Source organism: Streptomyces yokosukanensis (assembly GCF_001514035.1).
Lineage (GTDB): Bacteria > Actinomycetota > Actinomycetes > Streptomycetales > Streptomycetaceae > Streptomyces > Streptomyces yokosukanensis.
Genome location: NZ_KQ948206.1, coordinates 572760 through 593522 on the forward strand (window position 1 = coordinate 572760; position 20763 = coordinate 593522).

Here is a 20763-nt window from a genome sequence, read left to right on the forward strand (position 1 = left end):
CGGCGCGGTTCACTCGGTGCCGGCGGGACCCTGGGCGGTGACGTCCGGGAAGAGGGTCGCGGCCACGTGCTGGGTGTCGGCGTACTCGACGACGGACGCGATCTTGCCGTCGCGGACCGTATAGATGCCGAGGCAGCGATTGTCGTAGGCGCCGCCGTACACGGTCGTGGCCTTGGCGGTCCATTCGGCCACCACGCGGTCGCCCTCGGCGATCGTGCTGACCAGTTCGATCTCCACGGTGCCGGGCACGAAGACCGTTCCCATGGTGCCGAGGAACTCGTCGACGATCTCGTCGCGGCCGTGCCACACCTTGGAGATGGGCAGGTCGCCCGGGTAGTGCCAGGTCACGTCTTCGCAGAAGCTGTCGCGGATGACGTCGGCGTCACCGTCGCGGACGGCCTCGACGTAGCGGATGACGACGGCCCTCGGGTCGCTGGTGTTCATGGTCGTGCCCCTTCGGTCGTGGTGGTGTCCGGACCTTCTCGTGTCCGGTCGTTCCGGCATGGTTCAGGAGAGGGTGAGGACGGCCTTGCCGCGGATGCGGCGCTCGCGCAGGTCGGTGAGGGCGGTCGCGGTGTCGGCCCAGTCCGTGACACGGCCGATCTCGGGGTGCAGGCGGCCTTCGGCGGTCAGCCGGACCAGTGCCGCCAGGTCGTCGTCGAGGCGCGTGTCGGCGTCGAGGTAGTGGAAGTGGCGGATGACAGCCGATTCGGGCCCGGCGAAGAAGTCGAAGAAGTCGAGCGTTGCCGGTGTGCGGCTGGCCTGCCCGAACCAGATGAGCGTGCCGCGCCCGGCGAGCCGCGCGAGTGCGAGGGGGAGGGCCTGGCCGCCGGTCGACTCCAGCACGATGTCGAAGGGGCCCCGGGCGTCGACGACGTCGTGGACGATCTCTGCGGCGCCGAGTTCGGCAAGCCGGGCGCCGCGTTCGGCGTCCCTGGTCACGGCGGTGACCTGGGCCCCGGCGGCGGCTGCGAGTTCGGTGACGAAGTGGCCCACGCCTCCGGAGGCACCGGTCAGCAGCACCCGCCGGCCCAGCACCGGTCCGGCGGCGCGCAGCAGCCGCAGCGCGGTGAGACCGGCCAGCGGCAGCGCCGCACCCTGGAGCACGGACACGCTGTCCGGCAGTTCGGCGAGCGCGCTGGTCGGCACCGCCACGTACTCGGCCCAGCCGCCTGACATGGGGTGGCCGACGACCCGAGTGATTCCGGACGGTCCGCTGCCGTCGGGGGCCGACTGCACCACCAGGCCTGCGATGTCCTTGCCGGGGCGCTCGCCGGGGACGGGCTTCTCCAGCCTGAACGTCTCGCCCCGGTTGACCGAGAACGCCTCGACCTTCACGAGCGCCTCGTTCGGGCGCGGCGCCGGCTCGGCGACGTCGGCGAGCACGACCGGCTCGGCGGGATCTCCGGTCGGTACGAAGGCTTTCATCGTGGTCATCTCCTCGGCGGCCTCGGGCCGTTCCGTGGTGCGGTTTCCGGTGCTCCGGCTTCCGTGACCATCTGACCGCGTGCCGTGCCGCCCCGGCCAACAACCAAGCCGCCAGGCCGACAACGCACGGTTGTCGCATAGGGTCAGCGGCATGGACCTTGACCTCGCCCTGGTCCGCGCCTTTGTCGCGACCGCCGGGACACTGCACTTCGGGCGGGCCGCCGAGGAGCTGAACACCAGTCAGCAGGCGCTGTCCAAACGCGTCGCGCGACTGGAGGAGTTGCTGGGCCTGCGGCTCTTCGAGCGCCAGGGCGGCACCCGGCTGAGCGAGGCGGGGGAGCGGTTCCTGCCCGCCGCACGCGAGGCGCTTGCCGCGGGCGAGCGGGCGGTCGCGGCGGTGACGGGCGCCGGACCCGTCGTACGGATCGACACGTGGGGTCATCTGTACGCGCCGATGCGCACGGTCGCCGACGCGGTACAGGCGCTCGGCTCCGTCCGGTGGGAGCCGGGCCCGGGACGTGACTGGCCGTCAGTCGCGGGGGCGCTGCTGCGCGGCGACACGGACCTGGGGTTCGGACGGGTGCACCCGCTGCCCGACGGCCGGGACGCGGGGCTCACCCAGCGCCTGGTGCGGCTGGAACCCGTCGACGTGGTGCTCAGCCCGTCCCACGCGTCGGCCGGCGCCGACGCACTGCGCCCGGCCGACCTGCGCGACAGCGTCCTGTGGTGCCCGGCCGAACTGAGCCGCCTGGACTTCCTGGGCCGCTTCGCCGACGAATTCCGGATCACACGGCGCCACGACGGCCCCAATCTGGGCCTGGACCACTTCCTCCGACACCTGCGCGACGACCCCGAGGCCTTTACCGTCTTCCCCGCCGACGAGCCGCTGCCGGACCACATGGGCCTGCACTGTGTCCCGCTCGTCGAACCGACACCGCTGTACGCGTGGTCGCTGACCTGGCGGGAGTCGGCCCGCCATCCCCTCCTGAACACCTTGCTGCACGGCTTCACCGAAGCCGGCCGCACCCGGCGCTGGCTGGAGTACGACCCGCACCGCGACTGGCTCCCCGACATCGACCACCCGAAACTCGCGGCGCGGTGTCGGGGTGGTGGGATGTGAACACGTGACCTTGTTCGACGATGATCTGGTCGCCGGTGGCCTGGTACACCCGGCTGTGCCCGTCGGCCACAGCCCGCAGGACACGGCTTCCCTCAGGAGCGCCCGGATGTTCCCTCATCGCTCGACGATGTGCTGGTCCCGACCGGCCTGGTAGACCCGAGCGTGTCCCGAGGCGTGAGCATGCATCTGCACGGTGGGAACGGGTGGTTGTTCACCCTCGGGAAGGGAGGCACGTGCCTGGTCCAGGACTTCCTGAAGATCCTGGGCGATGGACGGATCGGCGTCCAGAAGGCGCCTCAGCCGGCGGCGCCAGTCCCGCTCCAGATCCTCAGCGCCTGCGGAGTCACCCTCGCGCCGGGCTGCGAGGATCTCTTCGCGTGTCTCCTCCAGCGCTGTACGGATCTCTTCAGCCTGTACCGGTCGTACCCGATGCCACAGCGTTACAACGCCTTCGCGTGTCCGCTGCCATGCGTCGGTGGCCATCAGAGCGACGACGGTGACTCCCGCGGTTTGCGCCAGCACTTCCGGATCCATGACCGATTCCCCCGCATCCCAGGACACTTGACGGCGATGATAGGCGGCGACTCGTTCACCGAGCAGGTGATCTGAGGTACCGGTGCCCACGTGCCCGTGCGCATGGCCGAAACTCATTCACAGCCGAGGGCGCCGCCACGCTGCGGGATGAGTCTCACCTGGTCGGCGGCGACGCGCAGTGGCTCTGCGGTGATCCTGTTCCACAGAACCACCTGACCGTCGGCAATGCCGAAGGAGACATATGGCTCCCCGGCCTTCAGGGTGCCGCCCTTTTCGGTCAGTTTGCCCGTCGGCACGGTGGGAACGACACACGTCCACTCCGGGCTGACACCGAAGTACGACGGAGGAGTCCCAGTTTTCCGGACAGCCGTCTGCTTCACTTTGTCGGCCGCTGCTGCCGGTGAGTTCAGCGTTGTGGAGACGGTCATGGTCAGAGCCGCGGCCAGGAGGACCGTGGCACCGAAGCCGGCTGTGAAGCTGCGGGGACGGATGAAGTGGAAGTAGCGCAGGATGCCCCAGCCGGCCGCGATGAACAGGACGGCTCCGAGGGACGGCCAGAGGAGTTTTACGGCGGCGGCCAGCTGCCAGATGCCGCTGACACCTGTTTCAGCTGAGGTCAGGGAGAGTTCGTCCGCGTAGATGTCGTGCAGGAACCGGCTGGTGAGGGGAAGCGCCGCCACGACCACGGTGGCGATCAGCGGCAGGACACTGGCGGCCAGCACCTGCCACTTCCAGCGCCGCCCGAGCAGCACCAGACCCACTGTGTAATAGCCGACGCCGGCCATCACCACTGCCTGCGTGGTCGTCACACCGCTGGTCAATCCCGGTATGCCCAGCGCGAAGAACACAGTCAGCACGGTGCTTGCGAGAGCGAATAGCGCGGAGCGGATCCAGGTGCGTGCCCAGGGCAGCGTCAGCGCCGTCCACCAGGCGACACCTGTGCATGCGAAAGCCGCGAGCCAGGAGATGACGGCTCCGAGGGGGCTCGCGCCCCGGGACAGCACAAGGAAGAGGATTGCGGCGGCCATAGGCCCCAAGAAGAGCGCCAGGGCTCGGTTGAGGGCGTCTTCTCCGTGTTGCAGGGTGCCAGGGCGCCCGCGGCCGTCGAGCGGCCGGACATCGACGTCATTGCGTGCGGTGATGCCTCGTGCGAGATCCAGGGCGGCGGACTGGCTACCGTGGACTCTCAGTCCGACATCGAACAATCCCATCCGCACCGCAGCGAGGTAGAGAGCCTTGCGCAGCCACCAGATGGGTTTCGACCAGGCGGGCGCACTGGCCGAGGGAGTTGCCCATGCCCGGGCTTCTGTCGAGTGCAGCTGCCACTCGGGCTGGATCGTCCGGTCGGCCTTGTCACGCCGGAGCATACGGTCGTAGACGATGACCTGTGTTGCCTTGCGCACGGCGGCAACGTGCCATGATGCTTCCCGGTCTGCGCGCCAGGGTGACCCGGTGATCGGGATTTCGATCCAGAGGAAGCGTGAGCCGGCGGGATCAGAGGAAAAAGCTCGCCGAGCCGTTCGGCGCACCTTCGGTGACGGCGTCCGGCAGGGCCATGCGACTTCGCGGAGGTACTGTTCGACCTTCTCCCATTTGGCTGGACCACCCTGAATCTCCACCAAAGTGGTCACCACGCAGTCAGGACCCGACGGCCTCATCGATGCCCTTTCTTCTCAGTGATGTGGAGCCGTACGAGCAGGGCCGTCAGGAGGGCAGCCCGATTGCCTGGGCGCGGATCGCCTCGACGAACGTGGCCCATGCTTCCACCGTGCAGATCAGGGACGGCTTCGCCAGATCCTTCGAATCACGTACACGCGTCATCCCGTGCTGGGGGGGGGGTACGCAGTTCCAGGCAGCTGTTGGTCTCGCCGCTGTGAGAGCTTTTGTGCCAGCGGAAGACGGGGCTTTCGGCAGGTATGGCGATGCCGGTCGTCACGGTGTGTTCTTCTCCGGGGTGTGGGGCGCGGGAAGCGCCGCTCTTACGGTGGTCAGCACGGTGCGGGAGCGTTCGGTCCTCGGATGTTCGGGCCCGAGCGTGCGGACGTAACCCTCGTGGGCTTTCACGGCCAACGGCTCTGCCTCCGCCGCCCTGCCCGCGTCCGCGAGGACGGCGGCCAGGTCGGTGAGGGAAGAGAGGGTGTGGGAGTGGGTGGAGCCGAGGACGGTCTCGCGGGCCTGAGCGACCGCGCGCAGCAGCGTCTCGGCTTCGGTCCACAGGCTCAGTTGCCGCAGGACGGTGGCGAGCAGATGGCAAGCGGCGAGCGTGCGCGGGTGGTGGGGTCCGAAGACCTGTTCGGCGTCCTGGAGTGTGCGGCGGGCCAGAGGTTCCGCACGGTCCCATGCCTCGCGTCCGGCCACCGCCCAGGCATGGGTGAGGCGGTTCACCACTGTGCGGGCGTGGCGCTCGCCCAACGACGCGGCAGAGCGTTCGACGGTGGTCCGGGCGAGGGCTTCCGCCTCCTCCCAGTGGCCTTGTTCACCGAGGGCGTCGGCAAGGCCGGCGCAGACGTCGAGGGTGTCCGGATCATAGGGGCCCAGCAGTGATTCGCGCCCGGCAAGGACGTGGCGCAGCAACTGCTCGTCCTCGGCCCACTGCCCGAGCCCGTAGAGCGCGATACCCAGGGCGTGCGCGGCGTCCAGCGTACGGGGGTCATCCCGGCCGAACTCGTTTTCCCGGGTGGTGAGGACGGCGCGGAGCTGTGCTTCGGCCTCGGCGAAGCGTCCGGCGCCGGTGTGCGTCCGTCCCAAGGCATAACGGTCGTCCACGGCCTCGGTGCTGTTCGAGTTGAACATCGTGGCCGAGAAGTCCGCGGCATGCGTGGCCAGTTCGAGGGCCGGGGTGAACTCTCCTCGTTCGTAGTGCAGATCGCGCAGGCGACGTACGAGTTCCAAGGCTGCCCGTGAGGTGTGCGTGCCCGCGGTCTCGGCTCGGGACCGGCGCAGTACGGCGAGCGCGTGCGGGGCGATCAAGCGCAGGTCCTGGCTGTCGGGTCGGTCCGAGAGAGCACCGTCGAGCAGCGCGATCGCGCAGAGCAGGAGATCACCGAGAGTGCCCGAGGGAATCTGTCCTGAGACGGTGTCCAGCAGCAGTCCGTGGGTCTGAAGGCTGAGGACAGGGCGGTGGCCCCGATCGCCTGGTACGTCGATGAGGCTGACCAGGGATGTGGAGATCAGGCCCTGGAGGACTGCGTCTGCGCGTTCCCCGGTGAGTGGGGGATCGAGACGGGACAAAGCCGTGGAGTCCAGGGCGGCCGGGGCGAGCAGCGTCAGCGGAAGCGGTGCCGGCATGGGCGCGAAGCAGGCCAGCAGCCGCAGCATGGTGAGCGCGTCCGGTAGGTCCTGCCGGGCCAGGACGTCCAGTGACAGCTGCCAGGTGGTGCTGAACCGGATACGGGTGTGGTCCTCGGTCGGCTGGGCCGCCTTGTCGAGTAGTTCGCTGGGGTCGTCAGGAAGCCGGTCGAGGTAGTCGCTCACGGTCCATCGTTCCAGGAGCTGACGGCGGAGGTGTCGCCCGGCAAGGGCGAGAGCGAGTGGATGCCGGTCCAGGCGCTGGGCCAGCCTCTCGAAATCCTCCGGCCGGCCGGCGTCGGGTGCCAGGTCCAGCAGTACCTGGGCCGCGGCTTCGAGAGGCAGCACACCCACCTGGTGGGGCAGCTTGTCCTGCCACAGCTCGGAGCTGCTGTCCCGGGTGGTCACCAGGACCGTGCCACGAGGGCTGCGGCGCAACCAGTTGCCCTCCTGCAGCAGCCGTGGCTCGTCGGCGTTGTCGAACACCAGCAGCCAGGTCTCGGGCGAGCGGTCGAGGTAGTCCCAGACCAGGTCGGCGACGGGCCGGACGCGGTTGTGGGCAGCCTCCAGCTCGGCCGGCGTCGCCCCGCGATCGGCGGCGACGCCGAGCATGAAGGCATGGAGGGACGAGGCCGACGACGCGTCGACCCAGAGCCCGATCACCTCACCGGCCTGGACGGCCTCGGTGAAGACGTGCCGGGCCAGCGCGGTCTTGCCGCAGCCTGCCATGCCCTGCAACACATGCACCAGTCCGCCCGGCCCATCCGAGATGGCACGGAACAGGATGTCGCGCAGCTCGGACCGGTCGCGCAGGGCGGAGACCAACTCGGCCGCCAACGGCACCCGGACGGAGTGCGGGACCGGCCCTAGCCAACCATGAGTGGGCGCGGCCGGATAGTGGTGATGGTGCTCCTCGATGTGCTGGTCGTGTTGGGCCTGGAACACCCGGCTCCGCCCCGATGCGGACGCCCCGGGCCCATACGGTGGCTGGCTCACCGCTCGGTGATGTGCCGGTCGTGCCCGGCCTGGTGGGCAGGGGAATTCCCAGTGGTGTGGGCCGAGATGTACACCGAGCCGATCAACGACTGCCCGCCGGAAGGACGCAGCTCACGTGCCTCATGCACTACTCGCTCCAGATGTGGTGCTGTTCCGGGGTCGCTTGCCAGGAGCGCCATGAGGCGCCCGTGCCATTCGTCGGACAACGCGACCACCGTGGCGCCGGCGGTCTGCGCGAGCTGCATCAGCTGCGGATCCATTCGCTCCCCCGATCGCGACGGTCACTTCTGTATCCGGCGCACGGTTGAACATCCGTGCGCTCACCTCGAATCGTATGACTTGACCGCCCATCTTTGCTGGTGCACCCGCGAGTTGACCTGACCGCCGTCCGGTTGCTGCACGAGCAATGGCGGGCGGCCGATCCCGATCTCGTATGTCCAGCCGTGGACGGTGAGCAGCGGCCTCGGCTGCTTGTGCTTCTTGGACACCGCGATCTCGCCGTACCGCGTGAGAGCCCGCTCGGCGAGGAGGCGTAGCAGCGCGAGCACTCTCGGCATGACCTCCTCGGAGATCTCGAAGGCGCTGCGGTCCGCGGTGACTGCGTCGAGCTGTACTCCTGGCGAGCGGCCCGGGAACCGGATCCTGAAGATCACACCCAGTTGGCTACCAAAACAGGGCCGCAACGCAAATCAGGCCTGGTACTGATCTCTCAGTACCAGGCCTGACCTGGTGTTACGACTGTCGGGGTGGCGGGATTTGAACCCACGACCTCTTCGTCCCGAACGAAGCGCGCTGCCAAGCTGCGCTACACCCCGATGTCGCTGCTTCTCGCGGCGACGACGTTTACTTTAGCCCACTGGTGGCTGTAGACGAAATCCGGTTTAGCCGCGGTGGCGAACCGGTGTGGGGCGGGTGTGGTCGAGGGCCACCAGGAGGACGGCCAGGGCGTAGATCGCGAGGCCCAGCAGCAGGGCGTTGGCCAGGGTGCTGCGGTATCCGTGGGCGGCCACGTCCAGGAAGGGATAGAGGTAGCGGGACGGGTTCGAGGGCGCGAGGAGGGCGGCTCGGGCCAGGGAGAAGCCCAGGTAGACCAGGGGGTAGAGGAGCCAGGCGGCCGCCTGGCGCAGGTGCAGACGGGCCGCCGGCGTGAGCAGCAGCCAGTCCAGCACGGCCGCCACCGGCGTGATCGTGTGCAGGATCTGCAGGGCCGCCCACTGGCCGTGCCATCGTGCCGGGGCCGTCGCCGCGCCGGTCATGGAGAACGGTGGCGTCGTGTGCGCCAGGAGCAGGTGGTAGACGAGCGCTGTGATCACGACGTAGAGAAGTGTGGCGCCTGTCACGGCGGACGACAGGGCGCGGCGGGCCCGCCGCGCCCTCCATGCCGACAGGAACATGACGACGGCCAGCAGGATGTTCGCCTGGACGCTGAAGTAGCTCAGCGCGCGGGCCGGGGCGCCCAGTATCAGTTCCAGGGTTACGCCCATGGCCGCCACCACGGCGATCAGAAAGCGGAACAGCGCGACCGTGGGGCGGCGGACCGGCGCCACCACCGCCGTGGCGGGCACCGGGGCCGGCAGCAGCAGGGGCGGTCCCGGGATCGCGGGCAGATCCGGGATGTCCCTGGGTATAGGGGCGGTCATGCCCTCACGCTAGGAGCGGGGGAGGGGTTCGGCCATGTGGCTTAGTCCAGGTGGGTTACGGGCGGTGGGCATCCTCGCTGCTCAGCGCCCCCAGCCCCCAGCCCCCGGTCACTGCCGCCCCGCCGGCCTTTGCTCTCGCCCCATCAAGCCCTAGCCCCTGCCCCACCAGCGCTTACTCCCGCCCCACCAGCGTCAGCAGCGTCGCCTCCGGTGGGCAGGCGAAGCGCACCGGGGTGTAGCGGTTGGTGCCGCAGCCTGCCGAGACGTGGAGGTAGGAGGTGTGGCCGTCCGCCGTGTGCGTGGACAGGCCCTTGACCCGGTCGGTGTCCAGGTCGCAGTTGGTGACCAGGGCGCCGTAGAAGGGGATGCACAGCTGGCCGCCGTGGGTGTGGCCGGCCAGGATCAGGGGGTAGCCGTCCGCGGTGAAGGCGTCCAGGGTGCGCAGGTACGGGGCGTGGACCACACCGAAGGAGAAGTCGGACGTCCCCGAGGGGCCGCCCGCGACCTGGGCGTAGCGGTCGCGCTTGATGTGGGGGTCGTCGAGGCCGGTCAGCTCGATCGAGACGCCCTCGACCTTCAGGACGCCCCGGGTGTTCGTGAGGTTCAGCCAGCCCGCCGTGTCGAAGCCGTCGCGCAGGTCCTCCCACGGGTTGTGGAGGGCGCCCACGGCCGGCGGGTTGCCGTTCAGACCGTGTCGGCCGCTCGTCCTCTCCAGCAAGTACCGGGCGGGGTTGCGGAGTTTGGGGCCGTAGTAGTCGTTGGAACCGAAGACGTACGCTCCCGGGAACTCCATCAGCGGACCCAGCGCGTCCAGGACCTCCGGGACGCCCTGCGGGTCGGACAGGTTGTCCCCCGTGTTGATCACGAAGTCGGGGCGCAGGCCCGCCAGTGACTGCAGCCACCGCTGCTTCTTGTGCTGGCCGCTGACCATGTGGATGTCGGAGACCTGAAGCAGGCGCAGCGGGCGCATGCCCGGCGGGAGGACCGGGACCGTCACTCGTCGGAGGCGGAAGGAGCGGGCCTCGAAACCCGCCGCGTACGCCAGACCGGCGGCGCCTGCCGCCATGATTCCCAGGGGTACTCCGTATCGCGCGCGCATACGTCCATCGTGTCAGACCCCGGCCGTACGACGGGACCGGCCGCCCTCCCTGAAATCAGCGGGCGTTCGCCGTGGTGCACCTGCGACAATCGATCGCATGACCACCACGCTCAAGTCGAAGCTGCACGACGACCTCAACGCCGCGATCAAGGGGCGCGACGAGCTGCGCTCCGCGACGCTCCGGATGACGCTCGCCGCGATCACCAAGGAGGAGGTCGCGGGCAAGGAGAAGCGCGAGCTGTCCGACGACGAGATTCTCAAGGTGATCACCCGCGAGGCGAAGAAGCGCCGTGAGGCGGCCGACGCCTTCGAGCAGGGCGGTCGTGCCGAGTCGGCAGAGCGGGAGAAGGCGGAGGGCGAGGTGCTCGCCGAGTACCTGCCCAAGCAGCTGTCCGACGACGAGCTGGACGCGATCGTCGCCCAGGCCGTGGCGGAGGCGAAGGCGGCCGGCGCCGAGGGGCCGAGTGCCATGGGCGCCGTCATGAAGATCGTGAACCCGAAGGTGGCCGGTCAGGCCGAGGGCGGCCGGGTCGCCGCCTCGGTGAAGAAGCTGCTGCAGGGCTGAGCCGCTCCCCGGCGCCGAGTCGCCGGCTCTCCTCAGAGCCGAGTCGGCCCCACCTGCCCTACATGCCCTACATGCGGCTGCATGCGGCTGCATGCGGCTGCATACGGCGGCGGGGCCGCACCCCGACTTCAGGGTGCGGCCCCGCCGCCGTACTCGTACGACCGGGATCATCCCGGCCAGCCTCCGTTGCCGGTCCCGTTGTCTCCGCCGTTGCCCTGGCCCTGGATGAAGTTGCCGGGGAGGGAGAAGGTCGGCGTCGGGACGGTGCCGCCGGTCGTGTCACCCGTGCCGCCGTTGGACGTTCCCCCGGCCGTCAGGCCGCCGATCAGTCCCCCGATCCCGCCGTTGCTGTCCCCGTTCTTGCCCCCGTCCCTCCCCCCTCGTCCTTTTCCCCGGCCGTCCCCCTTGTCGCCCTTGTGGTTGTCGTCGGGGATGTCGATCAGATGGAAGTCCGGAGCCGGCTTGCCCTGCAGCGCGCCGGTCATCATGTCGCGCCAGATCGGGCCGGGCACCTCGCCGCCGAACACCTTCGCGTGCGGTACGCCGCCGATGGTGATGTTGGTCATCTGGCGCTTGTGCGCCGGGTCGCCGACCCAGACCGCGCCCGCCATGTTCGGGGTGTAGCCGACGAACCAGGCCGCGTAACGCTCGTCCGTCGTACCCGTCTTGCCCGCGCTCGGGCGGTCGCCGAGACCGGCCTCCTGACCCGTACCGTCCTCGACCACACCCTTCAGGAGCGTGCTGACGGTGTCCGCGGTCTTCTGCGACATCGCGCGTGTGCAGGTCGACTTGGGCACGGGCAGCGGCTTCTCCTCGCTGCCGATCTTCTGGGTGATCGACTCTATGGCGACCGGGGTGCAGTACATGCCGCGCGAGGCGAAGGTGGCGTACGCGTTCGCCATCGTCAGCGGCGACACCTCCTGGGTGCCGAGCGCGATCGAGGGGGCCTGGTCCATCACCCGGCCGTCCGCGCGCTCCACGCCCATCTTCTTCGCCATCCGGGTGACGGGGCAGATGCCGATGTCGCTGATCAGCTGCACGTAGTAGGTGTTGACCGACTTGGCGGTCGCTTCCTTCATGCCGTACGGGCCGTGCTCGGACTCGTTCTCGTTCGTCAGCTTGGCGGGGTTGCCGGGGTCGTTGCGCCAGGCCTTGCCGCCACACGCCTGCACCGGGCTCGGGTACGTCATCTGGTACGGCGACGGGTACTCCTGCGTCGGGGGCTTGCCGCCCTCTATCGCGGCCGCCGCGACGATCGGCTTGAACGTCGAACCGCCCTGGTAGCCCGCGCCGCCGCCCATGTCCGAGTTGGCGGAGAGGTTGATCTGGGTCTCGTTCTTGCCGAAGCCGTACGGGCGGGACTGGCCCATGGCGAGGATCTTGCCGGTGCCCGGCTCGACGATGGTCGCGGCCGTCGCCACCGGGTCGGACTGGTAGACGTGGTCCTTGACGGACGCCTGCACGGAGTTCTGCGCCTGCGGGTCGAGCGTCGTGCGGATCGTCAGGCCGCCCTGGTTCCACAGCTTCGCCCGGGTCTCCTTGGACTTGCCGAAGACCGGGTCGTTCAGGACGACGTCACGTACGTAGTCGCAGAAGAAGCCGGCGCCCTTGACCGCGGTGATGCAGCCGTTCTTCGGCTGGCTCGGGTGCAGTCCGAGCGGCGTCCGCTTGGCCTCGTCGGCGTCCTTCTGGGAGATGTCGCCGACCTCCGCCATCCGCTGCAGCACGGTGTTGCGCCGCTTGGTGGCCTCCGCCTCGTCGTTGACCGGGTCGTAGCGGCTCGGGGACTGCACGATGCCGGCCAGCAGCGCCGATTCCTGGAGGTTCAGGTCCTTGGCGTGCTTGGAGAAGTAGCGCTGGGCGGCGGCCTCGACGCCGTAGGCCTGCTCGCCGAAGAAGGTGATGTTCAGGTAGTTCTCGAGGATCTTCTTCTTGCCGAGCTTCTCCTCGATCTGGATCGCGTACTTCAGTTCCTTGATCTTGCGACCGAGGGTCTGCTGGGTGGCCTCGGCGACCTTCGTCGGGTCGTCGCCGGCCTCCTCGATGAAGTAGTTCTTCACCAACTGCTGGGTGAGGGTGGAGGCGCCCTGTGCGACGCCGCCTTCCTGCGCGTTCTTGTTCAGGGCGCGCAGCACGCCCTTGAGGTCGATCGCGCCGTGCTGGTAGAAGCGCGCGTCCTCGATCGCGACGATCGCCTTCTGTATGTACGGCGAGATGTCCTTGAGGTCCACCACCGTACGGTCGCGGGAGTAGACGCTCGCGATCTGCTGGCCCTGGTTGTCCAGGATCGTCGTGCGCTGACTCAGCTGGGGACTCTTGAGATTGGCCGGGATCTCGTCGAAGCCCTTGACCGAGCCCTTGGCCGCGAGGCCCAGCGCGCCGGCCGCGGGCAGCGCGATGCCCGCCATCACGGCTCCGGCGAGCACACTGACACCGAGGAACTTGGCGGCCTGCTGCGTTGGCGACAGACCACCACCCGAGCGCTTCTTTGGCATGGGGGCAGCCTAATCCGTACTCATGAGCGTTCCGAGGGAGCGGCTCCCCCTCGGGGGGTTCGGGTGCCGGATCGTGACGCATCACGGCACAGCAAAGGGAAACTTCTACCTTCCCATTCGCCGGACACGCGCGCAGGCCTTGGCCTAAGCTGCTCTCAACTGTCACAGCAGTGCGGTCACGTATCAATACGTCCGGCGACCCCGAATCGTTCCGGGTGTACCCCGCTTTTTTCGCGGGGGGTGTGACCAGCGCCTGAGGCGGGCGTGTCCGAATCCGCCTCGTGTGTCACCCGGCGCCCGTTGTGGCGCACCACAGCTGTCCCGGTTTGCCGGGGTGGTCGCGTATGTCGTCAGCTCACTCCCGCGGGTGATCTGCCGCTTACCCATAGTCCGTTCGGGCCATTCAAGATTGGGCCCGAAGGGGGTGTTGCGCTGTGCCCGCCTTCCGTAACGTCCTCAACTGGCGGCGGTGAATATGCCGCTGCCGCCGTGGGGGAGCCTCGATTCGGGAGAGGACGGCGCCGGTATGGGCTGGGTGACCGACTGGAGTGCGCAGGCTGCCTGTCGCACTACCGATCCGGATGAACTGTTCGTTCAAGGAGCAGCGCAGAACAGGGCCAAGGCGGTGTGCACCGGATGTCCGGTACGCACGGAATGCCTGGCCGATGCGCTGGACAATCGCGTCGAGTTCGGCGTGTGGGGAGGCATGACGGAGCGGGAGCGCCGCGCTCTGCTGCGCCGCCGGCCCACCGTGACCTCGTGGCGCAGGCTGCTGGAGACCGCCCGCTCGGAGTACGAGCGCGGCGCGGGCATCGTGCCCCTCGACAGTGACGAGGTGTACGAGAACTACGCGGCGGTGAGCTGAGGGCATTTCCCTTGGGCACATCCCCGGGGCACATCACCCCGACCCGGCGTACGCCATGGGCGGCTTGAGGTGTAGGTCACGCGGAGCAGGGTCGGGCAGGGACCCGGGGTGCCGAGTGGGTACACGCCCGGGACGCGGGACATGCCGCGTCTCGTATGCCGTGCGCGCGTGTGCCAACCCCGTGCGTACGAGTCGACTTTCGCCCTGCGCGCGCTCGCGACTGTGCCGATTCGGCCTGCTATGTCGGCTCTCTCCGCTCCGTCGCGTCTGTCCGCTCCGTCGCGCCCGCTGCCAGTCGGGTGCCGATGTCGCGCAGGCCCGTGAGGTCATGGACGTCGCCGGGCAGTGCGGGTACTTCGACCACCGCCACCTCGGGGTGGCGGGCGGTGAAACGGTCACACGTGCGCTGCTCGCGCGCGAGCAGCTGCATGCGATCGGCGTGCAGTCTCAGCAGTCCCGCGGTGAGCCGGTCGACAGGGCGCTCCGTGTCGGCGGGGGAGCCTTCCTCGGAAGCTGTGGCGTCGGTTGCGGTCTCGGATGCGTCGGATGTCTCGGATGCGGGAGATCGCGAACTGCCGTATGACTCGGGAGAGTTACGAAGTCCAGCTTTCCCGCCCCCCTGATCCACAATGCGGGGGTCCTCAAGATTTTCGGCGGCGGCGAGCGCCCGCTCGGCCGACAGCCGGCCCGCGTCGCTGCCGTGGACCCGGTTCAGCACCAGACCCACCAGCGGCATCTCTTCCGCGGCCAGCCGCTCCACGAAGTACGCCGCCTCGCGCAGCGCGTCCCGCTCCGGGGCAGCGACCACCAGGAACGCCGTACCGGGCGCCTGGAGCAGTTTGTACGTGGCGTCGGCACGCGTACGGAAACCACCGAAGGTGGTGTCCATCGCGGCCACGAAGGTCTGCACGTCTTTGAGCAGTTGACCGCCCAGCAGCTTGCCCAGGGTGCCGGTCATCATCGACATGCCGACGTTGAGGAAGGCCATCCCCGCGCGTCCGCCGAGCTTGGCCGGAGCGGTCAGCAGGCGGATCAGCCGGCCGTCCAGGAAGGAGCCCAGCCGCTTCGGCGCGTCCAGGAAGTCCAGCGCGGAGCGGGACGGCGGGGTGTCGACCACGATCAGGTCCCACTCGTCCTTCGCGCGCAGCTGGCCCAGCTTCTCCATCGCCATGTACTCCTGCGTGCCCGCGAAGCCCGCCGAGAGCGATTGGTAGAATGGGTTCGCCAGGATCGCGGCCGCCCGCTCGGGGTCCGCGTGCGCCTCCACGACCTCGTCGAAGGTGCGCTTCATGTCGAGCATCATGGCGTGCAGTTCGCCGCCGGCCCGTCGCCCGCCACCGCCCTCGGCCGCATCGCCGCCCGATGCCTCCCCTTGATCCTCGGTGCCCTTCACCCGGCGCGGGACGTTGTCGAGGGAGTCGATGCCCATCGACTGGGCCAGCCGCCTGGCCGGGTCGATGGTGAGGACGACCACCTTGCGGCCCCGCTCGGCCGCCCGCAGGCCGAGGGCCGCCGCGGTCGTCGTCTTGCCGACCCCGCCCGAGCCGCAGCAGACCACGATCCGGGTCTTCGGGTCGTCCAGCAGCGGATCGACGTCCAGCACGCGTGCGGGGGACAGGCGGCGGCCCTGCTCGCGCCCCTCGGCGGACGACCGCTCCTTCGCGGACCCCCGCCCCTCGGCCGTCTCCTGTGCCTCGGCCGGGTCCGGACTCATGACAACCCCTGCTTCCGCAACTCGGTGGCGAGTTCGTACAGACCCGCCAGGTCCATGCCCTCGGCGAGCAGCGGCAGTTCGCCCAGCGGAAGGCCCAGCTCGCCGAGGGCTCCGCGCTGCTCCTGCTCCAGCGCGTACCGCTCGGCGTACTCCGCCGCCTGCCGCAGCAGCGGGTCCACCAGCTTCTCCGCGTTCCCGCCGCGCCGGGCCCCGCCGAGCCCCGCCGCCGACAACGCCTGTGCGACCGATGAACGCTTCACGGTCCCGACGAGTTCCAGGTCGGCCGCGTCCAGCACCTGCGGCCGGACCATGTTCACGATGACCCGGCCCACCGGAAGCCGTGCCGCGCGGAGTTCGGCGATGCCGTCGGCGGTCTCCTGGACCGGCATCTCCTCCAGCAGCGTCACCAGGTGCACCGCCGTCTCCGGCGACTTCAGCACCCGCATCACCGCCTGCGCCTGATTGTGTATCGGACCGATCTTCGCGAGGCCCGCCACCTCGTCGTTCACATTCAGGAAGCGAGTGATGCGGCCGGTCGGCGGGGCGTCCATGACGACGTAGTCGTACGCGAACCGCCCCTTCTTGTCCTTGCGGCGCACGGCCTCGCACGCCTTGCCGGTCAGCAGGACGTCCCTGATGCCGGGCGCGACGGTGGTGGCGAAGTCGATCGCGCCGAGCTTCTTCAGGGCGCGGCCCGCCCCGCCGAGCTTGTAGAACATCTGGAGGTAGTCCAGAAGGGCCAGTTCGGGGTCTATGGCCAAGGCGTACACCTCGCCGCCCCCGGGGGCGACCGCGATCTTCCTTTCCTCGTACGGCAACGCCTCCGTCTCGAAGAGCTGTGCGATGCCTTGCCGGCCCTCGACCTCCACGAGAAGCGTCCGCTTCCCCTCGGTCGCGAGGGCCAGTGCCAATGCGGCGGCGACCGTCGTCTTTCCGGTCCCGCCCTTGCCGCTGACGACCTGGAGCCTGCTCACGCCTTCGAGACTAACCAGTCCGGCCGACGGGCACGCCCGAGGCTGTGGATAACGGTGGTCACACTCGAAGCCACCCGCCCTGTGGACGTCGTCGGCCGTGGTCGGCCGCCTTCCCCGCTGTCCGCAGCGGCTACAGTCGGCCCCATGACCAAGTGGGAATACGCAACCGTGCCGCTGCTCGTCCATGCCACGAAGCAGATTCTGGACACCTGGGGCGAGGACGGCTGGGAGCTCGTCCAGGTCGTGCCCGGGCCCAACAACCCCGAGCAGCTCGTGGCCTACCTGAAGCGGGAGAAGCAGGCATGAGCGCGGTCGAGGCCAAGCTGGCCGAACTGGGACTGACCCTGCCGGAGGTCGTACCGCCGCTCGCCGCGTACCAGCCGGCCGTCCGGTCCGGCGTGTACGTCTACACCGCAGGTCAGCTGCCGATGGTCGAGGGCAAGCTGCCGGTCACCGGCAAGGTGGGCGCCGAGGTCACGGCCGAGGAGGCCAAGGACCTGGCCCGGATCTGCGCGCTGAACGCGCTGGCCGCCGTGAAGTCCGTCACCGGTGACCTGGACCGCATCGCGCGCGTGGTGAAGGTCGTCGGCTTCGTCGCCTCCGCGTCCGACTTCACCGGGCAGCCCGGTGTCGTCAACGGCGCCAGCGAACTGCTCGGCGAGGTCCTCGGCGACAAGGGTGTGCACGCCCGCAGCGCCGTCGGCGTCGCGGTGCTGCCGCTGGACGCGCCGGTGGAGGTCGAGATCCAGGTGGAACTCGCCCCGTGATCCCGCGGAACCCCCGCTGACCCGGCGGAACCCTCGCTGACCTCGGGCACCTCTCGAACATTCGCCGTGCACGGGATAGCCTCCGCCCATGGCGAACGGTCAGTGGTATCCCGCGGAGTGGCCGGACCGCATCCGGGCGCTCGCGGACGGCGCCCTCACCCCGGTGTCCCCCCGGCGCGCGGCCACGGTCCTGCTCCTGGCGGACACCGAGTCCGGCCCGGTCGTCCACATGCTGCGCAGACGCGCCTCCATGGCCTTCGCCGGAGGCGCGTACGCGTATCCGGGGGGCGGTGTCGACCCGCGCGACGACGACCGTCTGGTGCGCTGGGCGGGCCCCACGCGCGCGTGGTGGGCCGAGCGGCTCGGCGTCGACGAGTCGGGCGCCCAGGCGATCGTCTGCGCGGCCGTACGGGAGACGTACGAGGAGGCGGGCGTGCTGCTCGCCGGGCCCGACGCGGACTCGGTCGTCGGCGACACCACCGGCGACGACTGGGAGGCGGACCGGGCCGCGCTGGTCGCGCGCGAGCTGTCCTTCGCCGATTTCCTGCACCGCCGCGGCCTGGTGCTGCGCTCGGACCTGCTGGGCGCCTGGACCCGCTGGATCACCCCGGAGTTCGAGGCCCGCCGCTACGACACCTGGTTCTTCGTGGCCGTCCTGCCCACGGGCCAGCGCACCCGCAACGCCTCCACGGAGGCCGACCGCACGGTGTGGATCCGCCCCTGTGAGGCCGCCGCCGGCTACGACAAGGGCGAGTTGCTGATGATGCCGCCCACCATCGCCACGCTGCGCCAGCTGATGCCGTACGACCGCGCGGCCGACGCGCTCACGGCCGCGCCCGCGCGCGACATGACTCCCGTGATGGCCCGTGCCCGGCTCGTGGACGGCGAGATCGTCCTGGCCTGGCCGGGGCACGAGGAGTTCACCAAGCACATCCCGACGGACGAGACGACCACCGGTGGAGGCCCCGCATGACCGACGCAAGCGCCCTGCCGGGCCAGCCCCGCGGCCGGGTGCTCTCCGGCCCCGCCACCGAACGGGCCGTCAACGTCCTCGCGCCCAACGCCTCCGCGATGACCCTGGACGGCACCAACACCTGGATCGTCGCCGAGCCCGACTCCGATCTCGCCGTCGTGATCGACCCGGGCCCCCTGGACGACGGCCATCTGACCGCGGTCGTGGACATGGCCGAGAAGGCCGGCAAGCGGATAGCCCTGACCCTGCTCACCCACGGCCACCCCGACCACGCCGAGGGCGCCGTCCGCTTCGCGGAACTGACCGGCACACGCGTGCGTGCCCTCGACCCGGCCCTGCGCCTGGGCGACGAGGGCCTGGCCGCCGGGGACGTGATCACCGTCGGCGGCCTGGAGCTGAGGGTCGTACCGACCCCCGGACACACCGCGGACTCGCTGTGCTTCCATCTCCCGGCCGACCGGGCGGTGCTGACCGGCGACACCATCCTCGGGCGCGGTACGACCGTCGTGGCGCACCCCGACGGCCGTCTGGGCGACTACCTGGACTCGCTGCGGCGGCTGCGCTCCCTGACGGTCGACGACGGCGTGCACACGGTCCTGCCGGGGCACGGGCCGGTCCTGGAGGACGCCCAGGGCGCCGTCGAGTTCTACCTCGCCCACCGCGCCCACCGGCTCGCCCAGGTGGAGACCGCGGTCGAGGACGGCTACCGCATCCCGGCCGAGGTCGTCGCCCACGTCTACGCCGACGTGGACCGCTCCCTGTGGCCGGCGGCGGAACTGTCCGTACGGGCCCAGCTGGACTACCTGAGCGAGCACGGCCTGATCCAGCCGATGTGAGCCGCAGGCTCGCCGGCGCCTACCGGGTCGCTGGCGCCTACCGGGTCGGCGAATTCGCGTTCGGGCCGGTCAGCGCCTTCTCGGCGGCCTCCAGAATGTTGCCGAAGGTGCGGGTGATGATCGGGCGGGCCAGGAAGCGGGTGAGCGGGCGGCCGAGCAGCGGGAGGGGGATCTCCGCCCGGGTCGTCCAGCGGACCAGGGTGCCGCCGTCCGTCTCGATGAACGTCATCCGCCCGAGTTCGTGCCGGGCCGGGGGCAGACTGCGCTCCACCACGTACTCCGTGGCGTACGGCGGTTCGTACACGCTGACGCGCTCCCGGAACCAGCCGATCAGCCAGAGGTGGTCGCGGATCGCGCCGACGCCGTAGGGCGCGCCCCGGCCGTGCCGAGCCAGCCGGCAGCGCAGTACCAGCGGCGAGGCCGTGTAGTGGGTGGTCGTCGTGAGCCAGGCGAACACGTCCTCGATCGGGGCGGCGATGACGCGTTCCACGGTCATGGTCTCCATACCTGCCGGCCTCCTCAGCCGAGTGCCTCTGTGTCGAGCGGTCCGGTGCCGAGCGGCCCTCTGTCCAGCGGTCGCACGACTTCGGCGCGATCCAGCTTGTCCGGGTTGCGCATGCCGTAGAGGCCGGTGACCCGTCCGTCCCGGATCTCGAACGCCACCAGCCAGTCCAGCGCGCCGCCGGTGAGGAACCGGGCCGCGGGCATGCCGTTGTAGCGGGCGGGTTCGATCCGGGCCGTCGTCGCGCTGGTGCGGTACACGCCGAGGACGAACCGGGCGACCTCGGCGCGCCCGACGACCGGGCGGCGGACGGCGTTGACCTTCCCGCCGCCGTCGGCGATCGCCACCACGTCGGGTGCGAGCAGATCCATCAGGGCCTGCACGTCGCCGTCCGCCGCCGACCGCAGGAACCGCTCGGCGATCTCCCCGGTGGAGGCGGAATCGGGTTCGAAACGGCGGCGGCGCGCGTGCACGTGCCCGCGCGCGCGGTGCGCGATCTGCCGGACGGTGGCCTCGGCCTTGCCGATCGCGGCGGCGATCTCACCGTGGGTGTAGCCGAACACGTCGTGCAGGACGAACACCGCCCGCTCGGTCGGGTTCAGCGTCTCCAGGACCAGCATCATGGCCATCGACACCGACTCGGCGAGGACCACGTCGTCGGCGACCTCGGGCGCGGTGCGGATCGGCTCGGGCAGCCAGGTGCCGACGTACTCCTCGCGCCGCGACTTGGCCGCGCGCAGGTGGTTGAGCGCCTGCCGGGTCACCGTGCGGACCAGGTACGCGCGCGCGTGCGCGACCGTGGCCGGGTCGACCTCGCGCCAGCGCAGATAGCTCTCCTGCAGCACGTCCTCGGCGTCGGCGGCGCTGCCCAGCATCTCGTAGGCGATGGTGAACAGCAGCGGTCGGTGCTCGGTGAAGGCGTCCTCGGCCATGATCGGGCTCGGCTCCTCTGCTCGGACGGCGATGG

The 20763-nt window shown here is 70.0% G+C and carries 22 protein-coding genes and 1 tRNA gene; 7 read left to right on the forward strand and 16 right to left on the reverse strand.

What is annotated here, in order from left to right; genetic code table 11:
- Nucleotides 1-9 precede the first annotated feature (9 nt).
- The gene (locus AQI95_RS02575; RefSeq protein ID WP_067116473.1) at nucleotides 10-444 is read right to left on the reverse strand and encodes a nuclear transport factor 2 family protein; all 435 of its coding nucleotides are present in this window, start codon (nucleotides 442-444) and stop codon (nucleotides 10-12) included.
- A 63-nt stretch (nucleotides 445-507) separates the two neighbouring features.
- On the reverse strand, nucleotides 508-1428 hold the full coding sequence (locus tag AQI95_RS02580; RefSeq protein ID WP_067117043.1) for a zinc-binding dehydrogenase: 921 nt from the start codon (nucleotides 1426-1428) through the stop codon (nucleotides 508-510).
- Nucleotides 1429-1579: 151 nt separating this feature from the next.
- Here AQI95_RS02580 and AQI95_RS02585 point away from each other — a divergent pair, with 151 nt between their 5' ends.
- The gene (locus AQI95_RS02585; protein ID WP_067116476.1) at nucleotides 1580-2548 is read left to right on the forward strand and encodes a LysR family transcriptional regulator; all 969 of its coding nucleotides are present in this window, start codon (nucleotides 1580-1582) and stop codon (nucleotides 2546-2548) included.
- Between the two features lie 114 nt (nucleotides 2549-2662).
- Here AQI95_RS02585 and AQI95_RS44370 read toward each other — a convergent pair whose 3' ends face one another.
- The 9 genes from AQI95_RS44370 to AQI95_RS02625 form a co-directional block, all read right to left on the reverse strand.
- Nucleotides 2663-3082 carry a hypothetical protein gene (locus AQI95_RS44370; RefSeq protein ID WP_079071019.1) on the reverse strand — a complete coding sequence of 140 codons (420 nt, stop codon included), beginning with the start codon at nucleotides 3080-3082 and terminating at the stop codon, nucleotides 2663-2665.
- A 113-nt stretch (nucleotides 3083-3195) separates the two neighbouring features.
- Nucleotides 3196-4485, reverse strand: a complete 1290-nt coding sequence (locus AQI95_RS02595) for a DUF2339 domain-containing protein (protein ID WP_067116483.1) — start codon at nucleotides 4483-4485, stop codon at nucleotides 3196-3198.
- Nucleotides 4486-4786: 301 nt separating this feature from the next.
- A complete protein-coding gene (locus tag AQI95_RS50275; protein WP_425264852.1) occupies nucleotides 4787-4996 on the reverse strand; it encodes a DUF397 domain-containing protein in 210 nt (69 codons plus the stop codon).
- Nucleotides 4997-5014: 18 nt separating this feature from the next.
- A complete protein-coding gene (locus tag AQI95_RS02600) occupies nucleotides 5015-7315 on the reverse strand; it encodes a tetratricopeptide repeat protein (RefSeq protein ID WP_079070996.1) in 2301 nt (766 codons plus the stop codon).
- Between the two features lie 47 nt (nucleotides 7316-7362).
- Entirely contained in the window at nucleotides 7363-7626 is a 264-nt protein-coding gene (locus AQI95_RS02605) for a hypothetical protein (RefSeq protein ID WP_067116489.1), read from the reverse strand.
- A 60-nt stretch (nucleotides 7627-7686) separates the two neighbouring features.
- Nucleotides 7687-8019, reverse strand: coding sequence for a hypothetical protein (locus tag AQI95_RS48680; RefSeq protein WP_067116492.1), 333 nt, complete (start codon nucleotides 8017-8019; stop codon nucleotides 7687-7689).
- A gap of 88 nt (nucleotides 8020-8107) precedes the next feature.
- Nucleotides 8108-8181, reverse strand: a tRNA-Pro gene (locus tag AQI95_RS02615).
- A gap of 66 nt (nucleotides 8182-8247) precedes the next feature.
- Nucleotides 8248-9006, reverse strand: coding sequence for a Pr6Pr family membrane protein (locus tag AQI95_RS02620; RefSeq protein ID WP_067116495.1), 759 nt, complete (start codon nucleotides 9004-9006; stop codon nucleotides 8248-8250).
- A gap of 172 nt (nucleotides 9007-9178) precedes the next feature.
- On the reverse strand, nucleotides 9179-10105 hold the full coding sequence (locus AQI95_RS02625; RefSeq protein WP_067116500.1) for a metallophosphoesterase: 927 nt from the start codon (nucleotides 10103-10105) through the stop codon (nucleotides 9179-9181).
- Nucleotides 10106-10202: 97 nt separating this feature from the next.
- Between AQI95_RS02625 and AQI95_RS02630 the strand changes: the two genes are divergently transcribed.
- On the forward strand, nucleotides 10203-10670 hold the full coding sequence (locus AQI95_RS02630; protein WP_067116503.1) for a GatB/YqeY domain-containing protein: 468 nt from the start codon (nucleotides 10203-10205) through the stop codon (nucleotides 10668-10670).
- A gap of 167 nt (nucleotides 10671-10837) precedes the next feature.
- Here AQI95_RS02630 and AQI95_RS02635 read toward each other — a convergent pair whose 3' ends face one another.
- Nucleotides 10838-13165, reverse strand: a complete 2328-nt coding sequence (locus tag AQI95_RS02635; RefSeq protein WP_079070997.1) for a transglycosylase domain-containing protein — start codon at nucleotides 13163-13165, stop codon at nucleotides 10838-10840.
- Between the two features lie 526 nt (nucleotides 13166-13691).
- On the opposite strand from AQI95_RS02635, the gene wblA reads away from it, so the two are divergent.
- Complete coding sequence (wblA, locus tag AQI95_RS48265) at nucleotides 13692-14030, forward strand: transcriptional regulator WblA (RefSeq protein ID WP_067116510.1); 339 nt, start codon at nucleotides 13692-13694, stop codon at nucleotides 14028-14030.
- Nucleotides 14031-14268: 238 nt separating this feature from the next.
- Here the strand turns inward: wblA and bagB are convergent, their stop codons facing one another.
- Nucleotides 14269-15744, reverse strand: a complete 1476-nt coding sequence (gene bagB, locus AQI95_RS02645; protein ID WP_067116513.1) for an ATPase BagB — start codon at nucleotides 15742-15744, stop codon at nucleotides 14269-14271.
- Nucleotides 15741-16718 (reverse strand): ATPase BagA, encoded by a 978-nt coding sequence (gene bagA, locus AQI95_RS02650; protein WP_067116516.1) that lies wholly within the window; start codon nucleotides 16716-16718, stop codon nucleotides 15741-15743. Before bagA ends, bagB begins: the two co-directional genes overlap by 4 nt.
- Before the next feature lie 144 nt (nucleotides 16719-16862).
- Between bagA and sp36 the strand changes: the two genes are divergently transcribed.
- From sp36 to AQI95_RS02665, 4 genes are all read left to right on the forward strand, one after another.
- The gene (sp36, locus tag AQI95_RS46260; RefSeq protein WP_003975360.1) at nucleotides 16863-17024 is read left to right on the forward strand and encodes a Sp36 family protein; all 162 of its coding nucleotides are present in this window, start codon (nucleotides 16863-16865) and stop codon (nucleotides 17022-17024) included.
- Complete coding sequence (locus AQI95_RS02655; RefSeq protein ID WP_067116519.1) at nucleotides 17021-17485, forward strand: RidA family protein; 465 nt, start codon at nucleotides 17021-17023, stop codon at nucleotides 17483-17485. The genes sp36 and AQI95_RS02655 overlap by 4 nt, the downstream gene beginning before the upstream one ends.
- Nucleotides 17486-17573: 88 nt before the next feature.
- Nucleotides 17574-18458 (forward strand): NUDIX hydrolase, encoded by an 885-nt coding sequence (locus AQI95_RS02660; RefSeq protein WP_067116522.1) that lies wholly within the window; start codon nucleotides 17574-17576, stop codon nucleotides 18456-18458.
- Nucleotides 18455-19294, forward strand: a complete 840-nt coding sequence (locus AQI95_RS02665; protein WP_067116525.1) for an MBL fold metallo-hydrolase — start codon at nucleotides 18455-18457, stop codon at nucleotides 19292-19294. Before AQI95_RS02660 ends, AQI95_RS02665 begins: the two co-directional genes overlap by 4 nt.
- 37 nt (nucleotides 19295-19331) lie before the next feature.
- Here the strand turns inward: AQI95_RS02665 and AQI95_RS02670 are convergent, their stop codons facing one another.
- Both AQI95_RS02670 and AQI95_RS02675 read right to left on the reverse strand, forming a co-directional pair.
- The gene (locus AQI95_RS02670) at nucleotides 19332-19799 is read right to left on the reverse strand and encodes an SRPBCC family protein (protein ID WP_067116528.1); all 468 of its coding nucleotides are present in this window, start codon (nucleotides 19797-19799) and stop codon (nucleotides 19332-19334) included.
- Nucleotides 19800-19813: 14 nt separating this feature from the next.
- Nucleotides 19814-20728, reverse strand: a complete 915-nt coding sequence (locus AQI95_RS02675; RefSeq protein WP_067116532.1) for an RNA polymerase sigma-70 factor — start codon at nucleotides 20726-20728, stop codon at nucleotides 19814-19816.
- Nucleotides 20729-20763 lie beyond the last annotated feature (35 nt).